At 67.5% G+C, this 14,546-nt stretch carries 15 protein-coding genes; 9 read left to right on the top strand and 6 right to left on the bottom strand.

The genetic code is table 11. From position 1 onward, the window contains the following. Positions 1 to 165: 165 nt before the first annotated feature. Positions 166 to 732 carry a LemA family protein gene (locus RCH22_RS11115; protein ID WP_327014022.1) on the top strand — a complete coding sequence of 189 codons (567 nt, stop codon included), beginning with the start codon at positions 166 to 168 and terminating at the stop codon, positions 730 to 732. Between the two features lie 12 nt (positions 733 to 744). Next, the gene (locus tag RCH22_RS11110; protein ID WP_327014021.1) at positions 745 to 1,629 is read left to right on the top strand and encodes a M48 family metalloprotease; all 885 of its coding nucleotides are present in this window, start codon (positions 745 to 747) and stop codon (positions 1,627 to 1,629) included. A 159-nt stretch (positions 1,630 to 1,788) separates the two neighbouring features. On the opposite strand, the gene RCH22_RS11105 is transcribed toward RCH22_RS11110, so the two are convergent. After that, positions 1,789 to 3,000: a crosslink repair DNA glycosylase YcaQ family protein gene (locus RCH22_RS11105; protein WP_327014020.1), complete on the bottom strand. Its 1,212-nt coding sequence runs from the start codon at positions 2,998 to 3,000 to the stop codon at positions 1,789 to 1,791. Between the two features lie 59 nt (positions 3,001 to 3,059). On the opposite strand from RCH22_RS11105, the gene RCH22_RS11100 reads away from it, so the two are divergent. Both RCH22_RS11100 and ilvA read left to right on the top strand, forming a co-directional pair. Next, positions 3,060 to 4,403, top strand: coding sequence for an AI-2E family transporter (locus tag RCH22_RS11100; RefSeq protein ID WP_327014019.1), 1,344 nt, complete (start codon positions 3,060 to 3,062; stop codon positions 4,401 to 4,403). After that, positions 4,400 to 5,635 (top strand): threonine ammonia-lyase, encoded by a 1,236-nt coding sequence (gene ilvA, locus RCH22_RS11095; RefSeq protein WP_327014018.1) that lies wholly within the window; start codon positions 4,400 to 4,402, stop codon positions 5,633 to 5,635. Before RCH22_RS11100 ends, ilvA begins: the two co-directional genes overlap by 4 nt. A gap of 96 nt (positions 5,636 to 5,731) precedes the next feature. Here ilvA and greA read toward each other — a convergent pair whose 3' ends face one another. Next, positions 5,732 to 6,223: a transcription elongation factor GreA gene (gene greA / locus RCH22_RS11090; RefSeq protein ID WP_134449486.1), complete on the bottom strand. Its 492-nt coding sequence runs from the start codon at positions 6,221 to 6,223 to the stop codon at positions 5,732 to 5,734. Positions 6,224 to 6,367: 144 nt separating this feature from the next. After that, on the bottom strand, positions 6,368 to 6,799 hold the full coding sequence (locus RCH22_RS11085) for a DUF4307 domain-containing protein (RefSeq protein ID WP_327014017.1): 432 nt from the start codon (positions 6,797 to 6,799) through the stop codon (positions 6,368 to 6,370). A gap of 69 nt (positions 6,800 to 6,868) precedes the next feature. Between RCH22_RS11085 and mca the strand changes: the two genes are divergently transcribed. Together mca and RCH22_RS11075 are read left to right on the top strand one after the other, a co-directional pair. Beyond that, the gene (gene mca, locus RCH22_RS11080) at positions 6,869 to 7,732 is read left to right on the top strand and encodes a mycothiol conjugate amidase Mca (protein WP_174774567.1); all 864 of its coding nucleotides are present in this window, start codon (positions 6,869 to 6,871) and stop codon (positions 7,730 to 7,732) included. Further along, positions 7,729 to 8,031: a hypothetical protein gene (locus tag RCH22_RS11075; protein WP_327014016.1), complete on the top strand. Its 303-nt coding sequence runs from the start codon at positions 7,729 to 7,731 to the stop codon at positions 8,029 to 8,031. Before mca ends, RCH22_RS11075 begins: the two co-directional genes overlap by 4 nt. Here RCH22_RS11075 and RCH22_RS11070 read toward each other — a convergent pair. Next, complete coding sequence (locus RCH22_RS11070; protein WP_327015510.1) at positions 8,022 to 8,705, bottom strand: hemolysin III family protein; 684 nt, start codon at positions 8,703 to 8,705, stop codon at positions 8,022 to 8,024. The genes RCH22_RS11075 and RCH22_RS11070 overlap by 10 nt on opposite strands. 140 nt (positions 8,706 to 8,845) lie before the next feature. Here RCH22_RS11070 and RCH22_RS11065 point away from each other — a divergent pair, with 140 nt between their 5' ends. The 3 genes from RCH22_RS11065 to RCH22_RS11055 all read left to right on the top strand — a co-directional run bounded on the left by RCH22_RS11065 (position 8,846) and on the right by RCH22_RS11055 (position 12,306). Further along, positions 8,846 to 9,631: an isoprenyl transferase gene (locus RCH22_RS11065; RefSeq protein ID WP_327014015.1), complete on the top strand. Its 786-nt coding sequence runs from the start codon at positions 8,846 to 8,848 to the stop codon at positions 9,629 to 9,631. A gap of 8 nt (positions 9,632 to 9,639) precedes the next feature. Continuing rightward, positions 9,640 to 10,761, top strand: a complete 1,122-nt coding sequence (locus RCH22_RS11060) for an aminotransferase class V-fold PLP-dependent enzyme (protein ID WP_327014014.1) — start codon at positions 9,640 to 9,642, stop codon at positions 10,759 to 10,761. Positions 10,762 to 11,007: 246 nt separating this feature from the next. Continuing rightward, complete coding sequence (locus tag RCH22_RS11055) at positions 11,008 to 12,306, top strand: PhoH family protein (protein ID WP_327015509.1); 1,299 nt, start codon at positions 11,008 to 11,010, stop codon at positions 12,304 to 12,306. Positions 12,307 to 12,412: 106 nt separating this feature from the next. Here the strand turns inward: RCH22_RS11055 and RCH22_RS11050 are convergent, their stop codons facing one another. Beyond that, positions 12,413 to 13,831, bottom strand: a complete 1,419-nt coding sequence (locus tag RCH22_RS11050; protein WP_327014013.1) for a class II fumarate hydratase — start codon at positions 13,829 to 13,831, stop codon at positions 12,413 to 12,415. Positions 13,832 to 13,880: 49 nt separating this feature from the next. Continuing rightward, complete coding sequence (locus RCH22_RS11045; RefSeq protein WP_327015508.1) at positions 13,881 to 14,546, bottom strand: carbonic anhydrase; 666 nt, start codon at positions 14,544 to 14,546, stop codon at positions 13,881 to 13,883.

The following is a 14,546-nucleotide window of genomic DNA, read 5'->3' as shown; positions in this document are numbered from 1 at the left end:
GATTATTCGCCGGTTCGGCCGGAAAGAACCACGGATCGGGGGTGTTTCTTGGAGTCTGGTGGGAAGCGGATGAGAGTGTCAGGCGGCGTCGTTATGATGGCAGCATTGTTCGTATGCCGCCGCGGCCCGCTCGCTCGCACCGCTGAAATACAAGGAGACGCTGCCATGGAATGGCTCATCCCGCTACTCATCGTTGTTGTGCTTGTCGTCATCGTCGGAATCTACTTCTGGGCGACGTACAACTCCCTCGTGACCCTCAAGGTGCGGGTGGACGAAGCGTGGAGCGACATCACCGTGCAGCTCAAGCGGCGTGCCGACCTCATCCCGAACCTCATCGAGACGGTCAAGGGCTACGCGGCGCACGAGAAGTCGGTCTTCGAGAACGTCGCAAAGGCCCGCGCCGAGTCGATCAGTGCGACGACCCCGGCGGATGCCGCGGCCGCCGAGAACCACATGCAGTCCGCCCTGCGCAGCATCTTCGCGGTCGCGGAGGCGTACCCGCAGCTCCAGGCCAGCCAGAACTACCTGCAGCTGCAGGCCGAGCTCGTCGACACCGAGGACAAGATCCAGGCGTCGCGCCGCTTCTACAACGGCGGGGTGCGGGAGCTCAACACGAAGATCCAGGTCTTCCCGAACAACCTGATCGCGAAGAACCTCGGATTCACCCAGCGCGACTTCTTCGAGGTCACCGACTCCGCAGCCATCGCGGAGCCGCCTCGCGTCCAGTTCTAGCGGCGGGCCCAGATGTACAGTGCGATCGCGCGGAACAAGCGCAACACCGTTTTCATCATCATCCTGTTCCTGGCGATCATCGCCGGGCTCGGCTGGATTGCCAACGCCGTCTACGGTCGAGGCGGCTACGGCATCCTGATCCTCACGATCGTCGTCGCCGCGGGTTACGCCCTCGTGCAGTACTTCGCGGCCGGGCGCCAGGCGATCGCGATGAGCGGTGGCATCCGGGTGAACAGCAAGGCGGAGCATCCGCGGCTCTGGAACACCGTCGAGAACCTGTCGATCACGACCGGCACGCCGATGCCGGAGATCTACATCATCAACGACCCCGCGCCCAACGCGTTCGCGACCGGGCGCGACCCGCAGCACGCGATCGTCGCCGCGACGACGGGCCTGCTCGCCATCATGGATGACTCCGAGCTCGAGGGCGTGATGGCCCACGAACTCGGGCACGTGCGCAACTATGACATCCGGGTGTCGATGGTCGTGTTCGGCCTCGTCGTCGCGGTCGGCTTCATCTCGGACATGTTCCTGCGGATGGCGTTCTTCGGTCGCAATAACAACAACAACGGCAACCCCGTCGTGATGGTCTTCGGCCTGGTCGCGATGATCGTGGCACCGCTCGTCGCCAGCATGGTGCAGCTTGCCGTCTCCCGGCAGCGCGAATACCTCGCCGATGCCACGAGCGCGCTGACGACGCGGCATCCGGATGCCCTCGCGAGCGCCCTTGCCAAGCTCGAGACCTACGGGCGCCCGATGCAGAAGCAGAACACGTCGATGGCGCACCTGTGGATCGCAAACCCGCTCAAGCCCGGCATGATGGCGAAGCTGTTCAGTACGCACCCTCCGATCGAGGACCGGATCGACCGCCTGCACGCCATGGGCAATAAGTTCTGACGACCGACCGACCGACCGACCGACCGACCGACCGACCGACCGACCGACCAACCGACCGACCGACCGACCGCGCGTCGCGCGCCAACAGCGCCGCTCCGCGCCAGGCGTGCCGGGCGCGCACCGGCGCTGTTGGCGCGCGGGAGTGCGCCCACCCGCCCCTCAGGCGAGGAGGGCGGCGAGTGCCGGCGCGAGGGTGCCCCGCGGCGCGACCGTGATCTCGGTGAGCCCTTGCCAGAGGGCGGTCGCGCGCAGCACGGGCGCGAGGCGTTCTGCGGTGTCGGCCGGGGCATCCGCTTCGGCCCAGGCCGCCTGAACGCGCAGCACGCCGGCCTGCCGGTCGTTCTTGAGGTCGACGCGCCCGACGAGCGTGTCGCCGAGCAGGATCGGCAGCGAGTAGTACCCGAAGACCCGTTTCGGCTCGGGGGTGTAGATCTCGATGCGGTAGTGGAAACCGAACAGGCGGAGAGCCCTGGCCCGGTCCCAGACCACGGGGTCGAATGGCGAGAGCACAGCCGCGGCGTCCATGGCCCGCGGCAGCCGGGCGTCCCGGTGCAGCCAGGCGGCACCGGGCGTGCCACCCGGGCCCCAGCCGGGAACGACGACGGGGATCAGCTCGCCGGCGTCCTCGAGTTCACGGATCGCAACGAGAGTCGCCGGAGTCTTCAGGCGGAAGTAGTCGGCGAAGTCCTTCGCCGTGCCGATGCCGTGCGCCCGCGCTGACCGGCGGACGAGTTCGCGATGGGCATCGTCCCGGTGCACCCGGCGGGCCAGCAGCTCCTGGGAAAGAACCTGCCCAGGCAGCGCGTAGACCCGCTCGAACCGGCTGCGGCCCGCGGTGACGACGTCGCCCCAGCGGAACAGCGTCTCGAGACCGCTCTTGACGTCCGACCAGCCCCACCACGGGCCGCTGCGCTTGTTCGCGTCGTGCTCGATCGCACTCGCCGGCAACGGGCCCGTGGAGGCCAGTTCCGCGAGCAGCCAGTCGAGCATCGGCCGGTTGCCCTGCGACCAGGCGCCCGGCGTCCGCGCCGACCGCTCGCGGAAACCGTCCATCCGCCAGGCGAACAGCGGCCAGCTCTCGAGGGGCACGAACGAGGCCTCGTGCGCCCAATATTCGGTAAAGCGGGCCTGCTTGCCGACAGCGAAGGTCAGCCGGTCGAGCTGAGCCTTGTCGTAGCCGCCGAGCCGGCTGAACGCCGGCAGGTAATGGCTGCGCTCGAAGACGTTGACCGAGTCGATCTGCAACAAGCCGAGGCGCGTCACCAGGGCGTCCAACTGGCGGATGCCCGGGGCGGCCGGGGCGGGACGCCCGAATCCCTGGGCGGCAAGGGCCACGCGCCTGGCGAGTGCGGGGGAGAGGGACTGGACCATTCTTCGACCCTAGCGAGGACCGGGGACAGTGACTGCCTCCGATTGCCTAGACTGGTCCGATGACGGAATCCGCGGGTAGGCCGGGCTGGAGTGCACTCCTCACCGGGCGGCGCAGACGTGCCGCCCCGATCGGCCGGGAGCCCGGCAGCGGGCCAGGCACGGGAGCTCGCACCGCGGCCGGCGAACGGGCCGGAGCGGCAGCGATCGCCGCCGTCTCGGCTCCGCCGAACGGCGTCGATGAGAACGTCCCGGCGGGAATCCGGCTCGCCGGCGCGTGGTCGTGGCGGCTCCTCGCCGTCTTCGCCGTCATCGCCGTCTTCCTGTTCGTCGTCGTGCAGCTCCGGCTCATCGTCATCCCGCTGCTCATCGCCGTGCTGGTCTCCTCGATCGTGGCGCCCTTCGTCTCCTTTCTCGTCCGGCACCGCTGGCCCAAGGGCCTGGCCATCGCCGTCGCGGTGCTCACCACGCTCCTCGTCCCTGCCGCCCTGATCACGCTCGCGGGGACCCAGCTCGCCGGCGGCCTCTCCGGCCTCAGCGACCGGCTCGCCGGCTCGTACGGCGACCTCAAGGCGCTGCTGCTTGCGTCACCGCTGCACCTCACGGAACCGCAGATCAACGACTACCTGCAGCAGGCGCTTGCGGCGATCCAGGCTGACAGCCAGGTCTTCCTGAGCGGCGCACTCTCGCTCGGCACCTCGCTCGGCCACGGTCTCACCGGGCTACTGCTCACGCTCTTCAGCCTGCTCTTCCTCCTGATCGACGGCCCCGGAATCTGGGCGTGGATCGTGCGGATCTTCCCGAGGCGGGCACGGGCGGCGATCGACGGCGCCGGGCAGGCCGGCTGGACCACCCTCGGCAATTTCGCAAAGGTGCAGATCCTCGTCGCCTCGATCGACGCCCTCGGCATCGGGCTCGGCGCGTTCCTGCTCGGCGTCCCGCTCGCGATCCCGATCGGTGTCCTGGTCTTCCTCGGTTCCTTCATCCCGATCGTGGGCGCCGTCGCGACCGGCGCCGTCGCCGTCGTGATCGCTCTGCTCTTCAACTCCTGGCCGATCGCGCTCGCCATGCTCGGGGTCGTGCTCCTGGTCCAACAGATCGAAGGGCACGTTCTCCAGCCGCTCATCATGGGAACGGCGGTCAAGGTGCATCCGCTCGGCGTGGTGCTCGTCGTCGCTGCGGGTTCGTTGCTCGCCGGGATCCCGGGGGCGCTCTTCGCGGTTCCGGTCGCGGCCGTGCTCAATGTCATGATCAACTACATTCAGGGCGGTAGCTGGCGTGCCGACCTTCATGGCGTTCCGCGCGGTACCGGATCGCCGCTGTGGCGGACCGTGCCGCAACGCCCCGGCTTCACCAGGACCAGAAGAAATCCGTCCAGCACGACCACTACCGAAGGCACCCCATGACCAACCTGTCCCTCGTCGGGCCGAGCCTCGCCGAGTTCGAAGCCGCCCGCGCCGTGGTCTCCCAGGTCGCCGCCGTGACCCCGATGGAAGGCTCCCGCTACCTGAGCGCGGTCCTGGGCGCCGAGGTACACCTCAAGTGCGAGAACCTGCAACGCACCGGCTCCTACAAGATCCGTGGAGCGTACAACCGCCTCTCGAAGCTCACCGACGAGGAGAAGGAGCACGGTGTCGTGGCGGCCTCGGCCGGGAACCACGCCCAGGGCGTGGCGTTCGCCGCCCGCGAGCTCGGCATCAAGGCCACGATCTTCATGCCCGTCGGCGTCGCCCTGCCCAAGCTCCAGGCCACCAGGGACTATGGCGCGCACGTCATCCTCCGGGGCAGCACGGTCGCCGAGCCGTTGCTCGCCGCCGCCGCGTACGCCGCGGAGACCGGTGCGATCCTGATCCCGCCGTTCGACCACGCAGACGTGATCGCCGGCCAGGGAACACTGGGCCTCGAGATCCTCGACCAGGTTCCTGACCTGCACACCGTAGTCGTCCCGATCGGCGGCGGCGGACTCATCTCCGGCGTCGCGAGCGCGCTGAAGCAGAAGGCGTTCCTCGACGGCCGCACGATCCGGATCATCGGCGTGCAGGCCGCCAACGCTGCCGCCTACCCGCCCTCCATCGAGGCGGGGAAGGCGATCGAGGTGCCGATTCTGCCGACGATCGCCGACGGCATCGCCGTAGCGAAGCCGGGGCTGCTCAACTTCGAGATCATCAGGGACGTGGTCGACGAGATCGTCACCGTCACAGAGGACGACACCGCCCGTGCGCTTCTCGTGCTCCTCGAACGCGCGAAGCTCGTCGTCGAACCGGCCGGCGCCGTCGCGGTCGCAGCGATCCTGGCCGGCAAGGTCACCCCGGATGGTTCCACCGTCGCCATCCTCAGCGGGGGCAACATCGACCCCCTGCTGATGCAACGCGTCATCAGCCACGGCCTTGCGGCATCCGGTCGGTATCTCACCCTACGCATCATGTTGCCGGACCGCCCCGGACAGCTCGCCCGCATCTCCGAGCTGCTCGCCGAAGCGCACGCCAATGTCGTCGAGGTTTTGCACACCCGGCACGGCGTCGGACTGCAGATCAGCGAGGTCGAACTCAACGTCAGCGTCGAGACCCGCGGCCCCGACCACCGCCAGCACGTCGTCGACGTACTCACCTCGGCCGGTTACGACCCCCAGATCGACTAGGGGTCGCGTCGCGGGACGACTGTGGCCGTTACGGACTACTGCGGCCCGTGCACCGGGCGCAGTCGTCCATAACGGCCACAGTTGCCGCGGATGCTGCTAGTCGCCGCCCCAGGTTTCGACGGCGAAGATCTCCACGGCGATTTCCTTGCCGTTCGGGGTGGTGTAGCTCGTCTTCGATCCGACCTTGAGGCCGAGGATCGCGGCACCGAGCGGGCTCTGCTCGCTGTACACGTTGAGGTCGCTGTCGCCGGCGATCTCGCGGCTGCCGATCAGGAAGCGCTCCTCGTCACCTGCGATGGTGGCGGTGATCACGGTTCCGGACTCGACAACGCCCTTACTCTCGGGGGCGTGGCCGACCTCGGCGTTGCGGAGCAGCACGATGAGCGTGCGGATGCGTGCCTCCTGCTTGCCCTGTTCGTCCTTCGCCGCGTGGTACCCCGAGTTTTCCTTGAGGTCGCCCTCTTCACGCGCGGATTCGATCTTCTTCGCGATCTCGATACGGCCGACGGTGCTCAGGGCCTCCAGCTCGGAGGCGAGGCGGTCGTACGCCTCCTGCGTCAGCCAGGTGACGGTGGTTTCAGTTGTCATGGGTGGGTCTCCTCCTCATGCTCGAGTCATGCGTGTGGTACCGGATATGCGTGATCGTGCGGTGTTGTGTGCGTGATTCCAGGCGGATCGCAGCAGGAAAACAACGCTCGCCCCGGCGAAGAACGTCGGGGCGAATACGTCAGTCTAGGTCAGCCAGCACCGGTAAATCAATCCGGTGGTGGCGGGCTCGGTCGTCAGTAGCTGCTCCGTGAACGTACGTGAATACTGGTCACTCGGCGGCAGGTCGATCACCTTCCACCCTACGACCGCGAAGCTCTGGTTGAGCGCCTCGACCGCGCAACTCGCCGGTGACCCCACCGGAATCGAGGCCTCGAAGGTCACCGTCACGTTCCGGTCGTCCTGAACGACGTTGCGGATGTCCCTGGTTTCGAGCAGGGGCTGGGAGGCGCCCAGCCCGACCCAGACGACCCAGCCCACCAGCACGACGGCGAAGGCCCCTGCGGTGATCCAGAGGGACCGACGGTCGCGCAGACGCCGGTTCGGGGCACGACCGTACCGGGAATCCAGGGTGCCCTCGCTGCGGGTACCGCTGTCGACGTTCCTGCTGCCGGTCACTCAGACTCCACACTCACGGTTCAACGATTAGTCTTGTCCCTAGGTTATCCGCCATTTCTGAGGAGTCCGATGACACTGCGCCTCCTGGCCGTTCATGCCCATCCCGACGACGAGTCGAGCAAGGGGGCTGCGAGCTATGCGTACTATCGGAGCCGTGGCGCCGAGGTCATGGTCGTGAGCTGCACGGGTGGAGAGGGCGGCAGCATCCTCAACGACGCCCTCGCCGACACGGCGATGGCCGAGCGCGACATGGCCGGCCTGCGCCGACGGGAGATGCGCCAGGCGCAGCAGGCCCTCGGCATCGAACATCGGTGGCTCGGCTACCAGGATTCCGGCATGAACGAGGACGGTTCGGTCCCGCCGAATTCCTTCTCGACCATCGACCTCGAGTTCTCCGCGGAACCGCTCGTGCGGATCATCCGCGAATTCCGCCCCCAGGTCCTGATCACCTACGACGAGAACGGCGGATACCCGCACCCGGACCACATCCGCTGTCACGAGGTCTCGATGGCCGCGTATCGCGCCGCCGCGGACCCCACCCGGTACCCGGGTGACGGAGAACCGTGGCAGATCGACAAGCTCTACTACGATCGCATCTTCAACCTCGAACGCATCGATGCCCTCTTCCTGCTGCTGAGCGTCAAGGAACCGGAGTCCCCCCTGCTCGAGCCGCTCGGGGAGGCCCGCGACTGGATGAAGAACTACCCGGCCCTGGCGACGACCCACGTTCCGGTCGGAGACTTCCTCGACGCGAGGGACGCGGCGTTGCGGGCCCACGCGAGCCAGGTTTCCCCCACGAGCAGCTTCTTTTTCTGGCCGAACGACCTCATCCGTGAGGCGTGGCCGTACGAGGACTTCCAGCTCGTCGAATCGAAAGTTGAAACGGTCATGCCTGAATCAGATCTGTTCGCCGGTATCCGGGACGAGGCATGAGCGCCGTCCTGTTCCCGCACCTCGCCGACGCGGTAACGGGCTTCATGCTCGCCAACACGCCGCCGCCCGAATTCAACCCCGACACCGTCACGCCGGGCCCCGCCGGCTTCCTGGCGATCCTGTTCGTTGTGGTCGCCGTCGTGCTGCTCGGCTTCGATCTGGTCCGCCGCATCCGCCGCACGACGTATCGCGCGGAGATAGCCGAGCGCCTGCAGGCGGAACTCGCTGCCCGCGGTGAGGCGGACAAGCGCCCGGGCGAGGCCTCCACCCCGCGGGAGACCCAGCAGCCTCAGGGGTAGAGCGGATGCGTGGCGATGATCAGGATCGCCGTCCAGTGGCAGAGGAACGCGATAACGGTCAGGCTGTGGAAGATCTCGTGGAACCCGAAGACCCCGGGAACCGGGTTGGGCTTCTTGAGCGCGTAGATGACGGCGCCGACCGAGTAGCACAGGCCGCCGATCATGATGAGCGTCATCATCGCGGCGTTCGCCTGGAAGAAGTCGACGATGAACATCAGTGAGCCCCAGCCGAGGAGCAGGTACAACGGCACGTAGAGCCAGCGCGGGGCGGTGATCCAGAACACCCGGAAGGCGATGCCGAGAAGTGCGCCACCCCAGACGAGGGAGAGCAGGAGCACGGACTTCGACGGCGGTAGCGCGAGCACCGTGATCGGCGTATAGGAACCGGCGATCAGCAGGAAGATGTTCGCGTGGTCGATGCGCTTGAAGACGAGTTTCGTGCGCGGCTTCCAGTTGATGCGGTGGTACAGCGCCGAGTTGCCGAACAGGAGCAGGGAGCTGATCACGAAGACGAGGCAGCTCCACTTCGCAGCGGGACCCTCCGCGAGGGACAAGAGCACGATCCCCGCGACGATGGTGACCGGGAAGGTGCCCGCGTGGATCCAGCCGCGCCAGGTGGGTTTGAGATCCTCCGGCCGGGGTGCCTCCGACTCGAGCAGCGGCAGCTGCGGGATGAACTCGTCGTCGGGGTCCTTCAGCGGCTGTCGTGCGGTTGCGTCGTCCCCGGTGCTGCTCTCTGCGGCCATGCAGCCAGAATACGACAGCGAACATGCCCGAAGAAGCACGGGCTGCCCGAGTGGGCTAGCGTAAATACGTGCAGAAGAGGCAGGTCCCCTTGGCGCGCGACATCCTCTACAGGTTGTACGAGCGCCGCCTTCGGCGCGGGCTGACGCCGGAGAACCTGCCACGCCACGTCGCGATGATCATCGACGGCAACCGCCGCTGGGCCCGGCAGCTCGGGCTCGAGTCCGCCGCACACGGCCACCGTGCCGGCGCGGCGAAGATGCGGGAGTTCCTCAGCTGGTGCGACGACCTCGGCATCTCGGTGGTCACGCTCTACCTGCTCTCCTCGGACAACCTCACCAACCGCCCGAGCGAGGAACTCTCCGAGCTCACCAAGATCATCGCCAAGCTCGCCGAAGGGCTCTCGCGCCAGCGCAACTGGCGGGTCCAGCAGGTCGGCACGAAGAAGGGCCTGCCTGCGCCGCTCATCGCTGCGCTCTGCGACGCCGAGACCCGCACCGCGGGCAAGAAGGGAATGCACATCAATCTCGCGGTCGGCTACGGCGGACGCACCGAGATCACCGACGCCATGCGCAGCATCGTCGCCGCGCACCTCGAGAACGGTCACACCCTCGCGGACCTCGCCGAGACGCTCACTCCCGAACTCATCGGCCAGCACCTCTACACGGGTGGCCAGCCCGACCCCGATCTCGTGATCCGCACCTCCGGTGAGCAGCGGATCAGCGATTTCATGCTCTGGCAGAGCGCCCACAGCGAGTTCTACTTCGTCGAGGCTCTCGGACCCGACCTCCGCCAAGTCGACTTCCTGCGCGCCCTGCGCGACTTCGCCAAACGCCAGCGCCGCTTCGGAAGCTAGGAGACCGGATGACCGAGATCGATGCCTATGCAGCGGGGTTCGTCGAAGAGCCCGGTTACCTCGACTACGGCCGGGTCGGACCGCTCTCGGCGACGGTGGTGGCCGAGAGCCTCGGCCAGACCGAGATCCTGTCCCGGGCCCGCTTCGGCAGCCTCGACCACCTCTTCCAGCAGGACGAGCGGATGCGCGAGGCCGTCTCCGCCGTGACCGGTTTCCGGGCCGACCAGGTCGTCTGCGAGCCGAACACGACGACCGGCATCATGCAGGCCATGTTCGGCCTGACCGGGGGCGTGCTGCTCTCGCCCGGCGATTTCCCCACCGTTCCCTTCGCGGCCGTGCGTGCGGCGGAAGCGCTGCGCGTCGTGACCCCGATCTGGCTGGGGACCGAGCACGGCAGGGTGACCCCCGGCGAGATCCGCGAGCAGCTGACGCCGGCGACGGTCGCCGTCGCGGTCTGCCTCGTCGACGCACGGACCGGATTCCGGGTGGACCTCGACGGAATCCGCCAGGTCATCGGCGACCGTCTGTTGATCGTTGACGCGATCCAGGGCTTCGGTGTCACCGACGCGGCCTATGAGATGGCGGATGTCGTCGCATCCGGTGGCCAGAAATGGGTGCGCTCGGGCTGGGGAACCGGTTTCCTGGCGCTGAGCGACCGTGCGGTCGAACGACTCGTTCCGGTGTTCTCGGGCTTCGCGGGAACGGACGTTGACGAGCCGTGGGACCAGGTGCTGCCGCCGAGCCACAGCGCCCGCGCATTCCGGGTCAGCAATGGAGACGCGATCGCGCAGGCGCGGTTCTCCGCGGCTCTCGAGGAGATTGCCGTGACGGGCATTCATAACATCGATGCCGCGGTCGCGGACAACGTGTCGCAACTGATCGACCTCGCCGACGAGTACGCGGTACCCGTGGTGTCGCCGCGGGACGAACGCGAGCGGGCCGGGATCCTCGTGCTCGAGCCCCATCCCGCCCAGCTCAACACGCTCACGATCGCCCTGCACAACCACGGGATCACCGCGACGACCCGCGACGGCCGGGTGCGACTCAGCGCCCACGCCGTGCTCAGCGTCGACACCGTTGACATGCTGCGCGGGGCATTCACGTCGTATGCGACGGCAGCCATTTACTGAGTTCCTGGCGCCGAGCCCATTAACGTCTGGTGACAATGTGTGTGTCGCACTTCCGATATTCACCGAGTGTAAGTAGCGTCATTCCCATCAGGTACGGCGCCTGATCGAGACGGCCACATAAGTACGGCTCGAGAACCCCCGTGGCCAGCTCGCCAACACAATCCGCGCCTTTCGAGGCACGGGGTGGGAGTGGTTGTGACCGCTAATCAGACCGACTATCAGGGTTCGAACCAGACGGCTTCCGACATCAAGCAAACCGAGCGCACCTTTGTGCTGGACACCTCGGTCCTCCTGTCGGATCCCAAGGCGATCTTCCGCTTCGCCGAGCATGCCATCGTGCTGCCGGTCGTCGTGATCGCCGAACTCGAATCCAAGCGCAACGACCCGGAGATCGGGTACTTCGCCCGCCAGGCCCTCCGGCTCCTGGACGAATTGCGTGTCAAGCATGAACGCCTCGACTTCCCGATCCCGGTCGGAGAGGGTGGCAGCCTGCGTGTGGAGCTGAACCACTCCAACATGTCGGTGCTCCCCTCTGGCCTGCAACTCGGCGACAACGATTCGAGGATCCTCGCGGTCGCGATGAACCTCGCCAACGACGGCCTCGCCGTCACGGTCGTCTCCAAGGATCTGCCATTGCGGGTCAAGGCGGCATCGATCGGCCTGCTCGCGGATGAGTACCGACACGAGCTCGCGATCGATTCCGGCTGGACGGGGATGGACGAGATCACTCTCGGGTCGAACCAGATCAGCGAACTCTACGACAACGAGGTGCTCAACACCCGTCTGGTGCAGGACATGCCGATCAACACGGGCCTCGTGGTCCATTCTGACCGCGGCTCGGCGCTCGGCCGGGTCACCGGCAAGGGTGAAATGCGGCTCGTGCGCGGCGACCGGGACCTGTTCGGCCTCAAGGGCCGGTCGGCCGAACAGCGCCTGGCGATCGACCTGCTGCTCGACCCTGAGATCGGGATACTCTCCCTGGGAGGGCGAGCGGGGACGGGGAAGTCGGCGCTCGCGCTCTGTGCGGGACTCGAAGCCGTTCTGGAACGCCAGCAGCATCGCAAGATCATGGTGTTCCGCCCGCTCTACGCGGTCGGCGGCCAGGAACTCGGCTACCTGCCCGGTGACGCGAGCGAGAAGATGAGCCCGTGGGCCCAGGCGGTATTCGACACCCTCGGCGCGCTCGTGTCCGAGAACGTGCTCGAAGAGGTCCTCGAGCGGGGGATCCTCGAGGTCCTGCCGCTCACCCACATCCGGGGCCGTTCGCTGCACGACGCGTTCGTGATCGTCGATGAGGCGCAGTCCCTCGAGCGCAACGTGCTGCTCACGGTGCTCAGTCGCATCGGGCAGAACTCGCGGGTGGTCCTCACCCACGACGTCGCCCAGCGGGATAATCTCCGGGTCGGCCGCTTCGACGGCGTCGCATCCGTGATCGAGACGCTCAAGGGGCATCCGCTGTTCGCCCACATGACGCTCACCCGCTCGGAGCGCAGTGCAATCGCCGCGCTCGTCACCGAGATGCTCGAGGGCAACGACCCGAACTGACCCCGCGTTCCGACCTGACCAATTCGACGGAGATTTTGCCCAAAAGACACGTGGGAGGCCCGATTCGAGCCGCCAGGGGCAAAAACTCCGTCGAATTGGTTCGGGGCTAGGCGGTGCGCGCGGGGGGACGCGTCATGCTGAGCAGGTCCAGGGCCGTGTCGAGCTGGGCAAGCGTGACTTCGCCGCGTTCCACGAAACCGAGGTCGATGACGGCCTGGCGCACCGGGACGCCGTGCGCGACCGCGTGCTTGGCGACCTTCGCCGCGGCCTCGTAGCCGATCACCCGGTTGAGCGGCGTCACGATCGCGGGGGAGGAGCCGGCCAGGGCCTTCGCCCGGTCGAGGTTGGCCTCGAGCCCGTCGATGGTCTTGTCGGCGAGCACCCGCGTCGCGTTCGAGAGCAGCCGGATCGACTCGAGCAACGCGGTGCCCATCACGGGGATGGCCACGTTGAGCTCGAAGGAGCCGGATGCGCCCGACCAGGCCACGGTCGCGTCGTTGCCGATCACGCGGGAGCAGACCATCAGCACGGCCTCGGGGATGACCGGGTTGACCTTGCCGGGCATGATCGACGAGCCGGGCTGCAGGTCAGGGATCTGTAGCTCGCCGAAGCCGGTGTTGGGGCCGGAGCCCATCCAGCGCAGGTCGTTGCAGATCTTGGTGAGGCTGACCGCGATGGTGCGCAGGGCACCGGATGCGTCCACGAGGCCGTCGCGGTTGGCCTGCGCTTCGAAGTGGTCGCGGGCTTCCGTGACGGGAAGCTCGGTCTCGGCGACCAGGAGCTCGATCACGAGCTGGGGGAAGCCGGCGGGGGTGTTGATGCCGGTTCCTACTGCAGTGCCGCCCAGGGGCACCTCGGCGACGCGGGGGAGGGCGCTGCGGATGCGCTCGATGCCGAGCCGCATCTGGCGGGCGTAGCCGCCGAACTCCTGGCCGAGGGTGACCGGGGTCGCGTCCATCAGGTGGGTGCGGCCAGCCTTGACGGCATCGGCCCAGAGCACCGACTTGGCCTCGAGCGCGACGGCGAGGTGGTCAAGCCCGGGGATGAGGTCGTCGATGAGCGCGCTCGTGACGGCAAGGTGCACCGACGTGGGGAAGACGTCGTTTGACGACTGTGAGGCGTTGACGTGGTCGTTCGGGTGCACCGGGCGGCCGAGGGTGCGGGTGGCGAGGGTCGCGAGCACCTCGTTCATGTTCATGTTCGAGGAGGTGCCGCTGCCGGTCTGGTAGACGTCGATCGGGAACTGGTCGTCGTAGAGACCGGTGATGACCTCGTCTGCTGCTCCGGCGATCGCCTCGGCGATGGCGCCGTCGAGCACCCCGAGCTGCGCGTTCGCGAGGGCGGCGGATTTCTTGATGCGGGCGAGGGCCGAGATCTGCGCGGGTTCGAGGACAGAGCCGGAGATCGGGAAGTTCTCAACGGCCCGCTGAGTCTGGGCGCCGTAGAGGGCGTCGACGGGAACCTGCACCTCGCCCATCGTGTCGTGTTCGATTCGGTAGCCGGCATCTGCGGTTTTTTCCACCACTGTGTGTAAGACCTTTCGATTGGGAGACGGTACTGCCCGGGCTGTGGGATCAGACGTTGCCGACGACGACGTCGGGAACGGCCCGGCCTTCGAGCAGTCGGTAATTGGCGCCGACGATAGCCAATGTACCCGCTGCGACGGCGTCGCTGATCAACTCTGACTGTTCCAGGAGCTCGGTCACGGTGTCGCGCAGGTGTTCCCTGCCGACCATGAGCGCATCGATGCTCCCGGGGTCGGTCAGCGTCGCATCCGTCGCCGCGACCACCCGGTGCACGGCCGGCACGATCTTCTCGATGATCCGGCCGATGTGCACGGGCAGGGGAGCCGCGCCGGGCGACTGCGCGTCCACGGCGGCCTGGACCGCGCCGCAGCCGTCGTGGCCGAGCACGAGGATGAGCGGAACCTTGAGCACGGCGACCGCGTACTCGAGGGAGCCGAGCACGGAATCGGAGATGACCTGGCCGGCGTTCCGTACGACGAAAAGGTCGCCGAGGCCCATGTCGAAGATGATCTCGGCGGCGAGACGCGAGTCGCTGCACCCGAAGAGGGCAGCGGCCGGAGTCTGCGCGGTCGCGAGCTCGGTGCGCCGGTCGACGTCCTGGCGCGGATGCTGCGGCTCGCCGTCCACGAATCGCTGGTTGCCGCGCTGCAGCCGGCTCCACACCGCTGCCGGGCCCACGGCGTCGCCGGGGGCCGCAGCCTGGCTGATGAGCAC

It is taken from the genome of Cryobacterium sp. GrIS_2_6, assembly GCF_035984545.1.
GTDB lineage: Bacteria > Actinomycetota > Actinomycetes > Actinomycetales > Microbacteriaceae > Cryobacterium.
The sequence above is the reverse complement of the archived record's forward strand: the minus strand, read 5'-3'. Positions and strand labels throughout refer to the sequence as shown.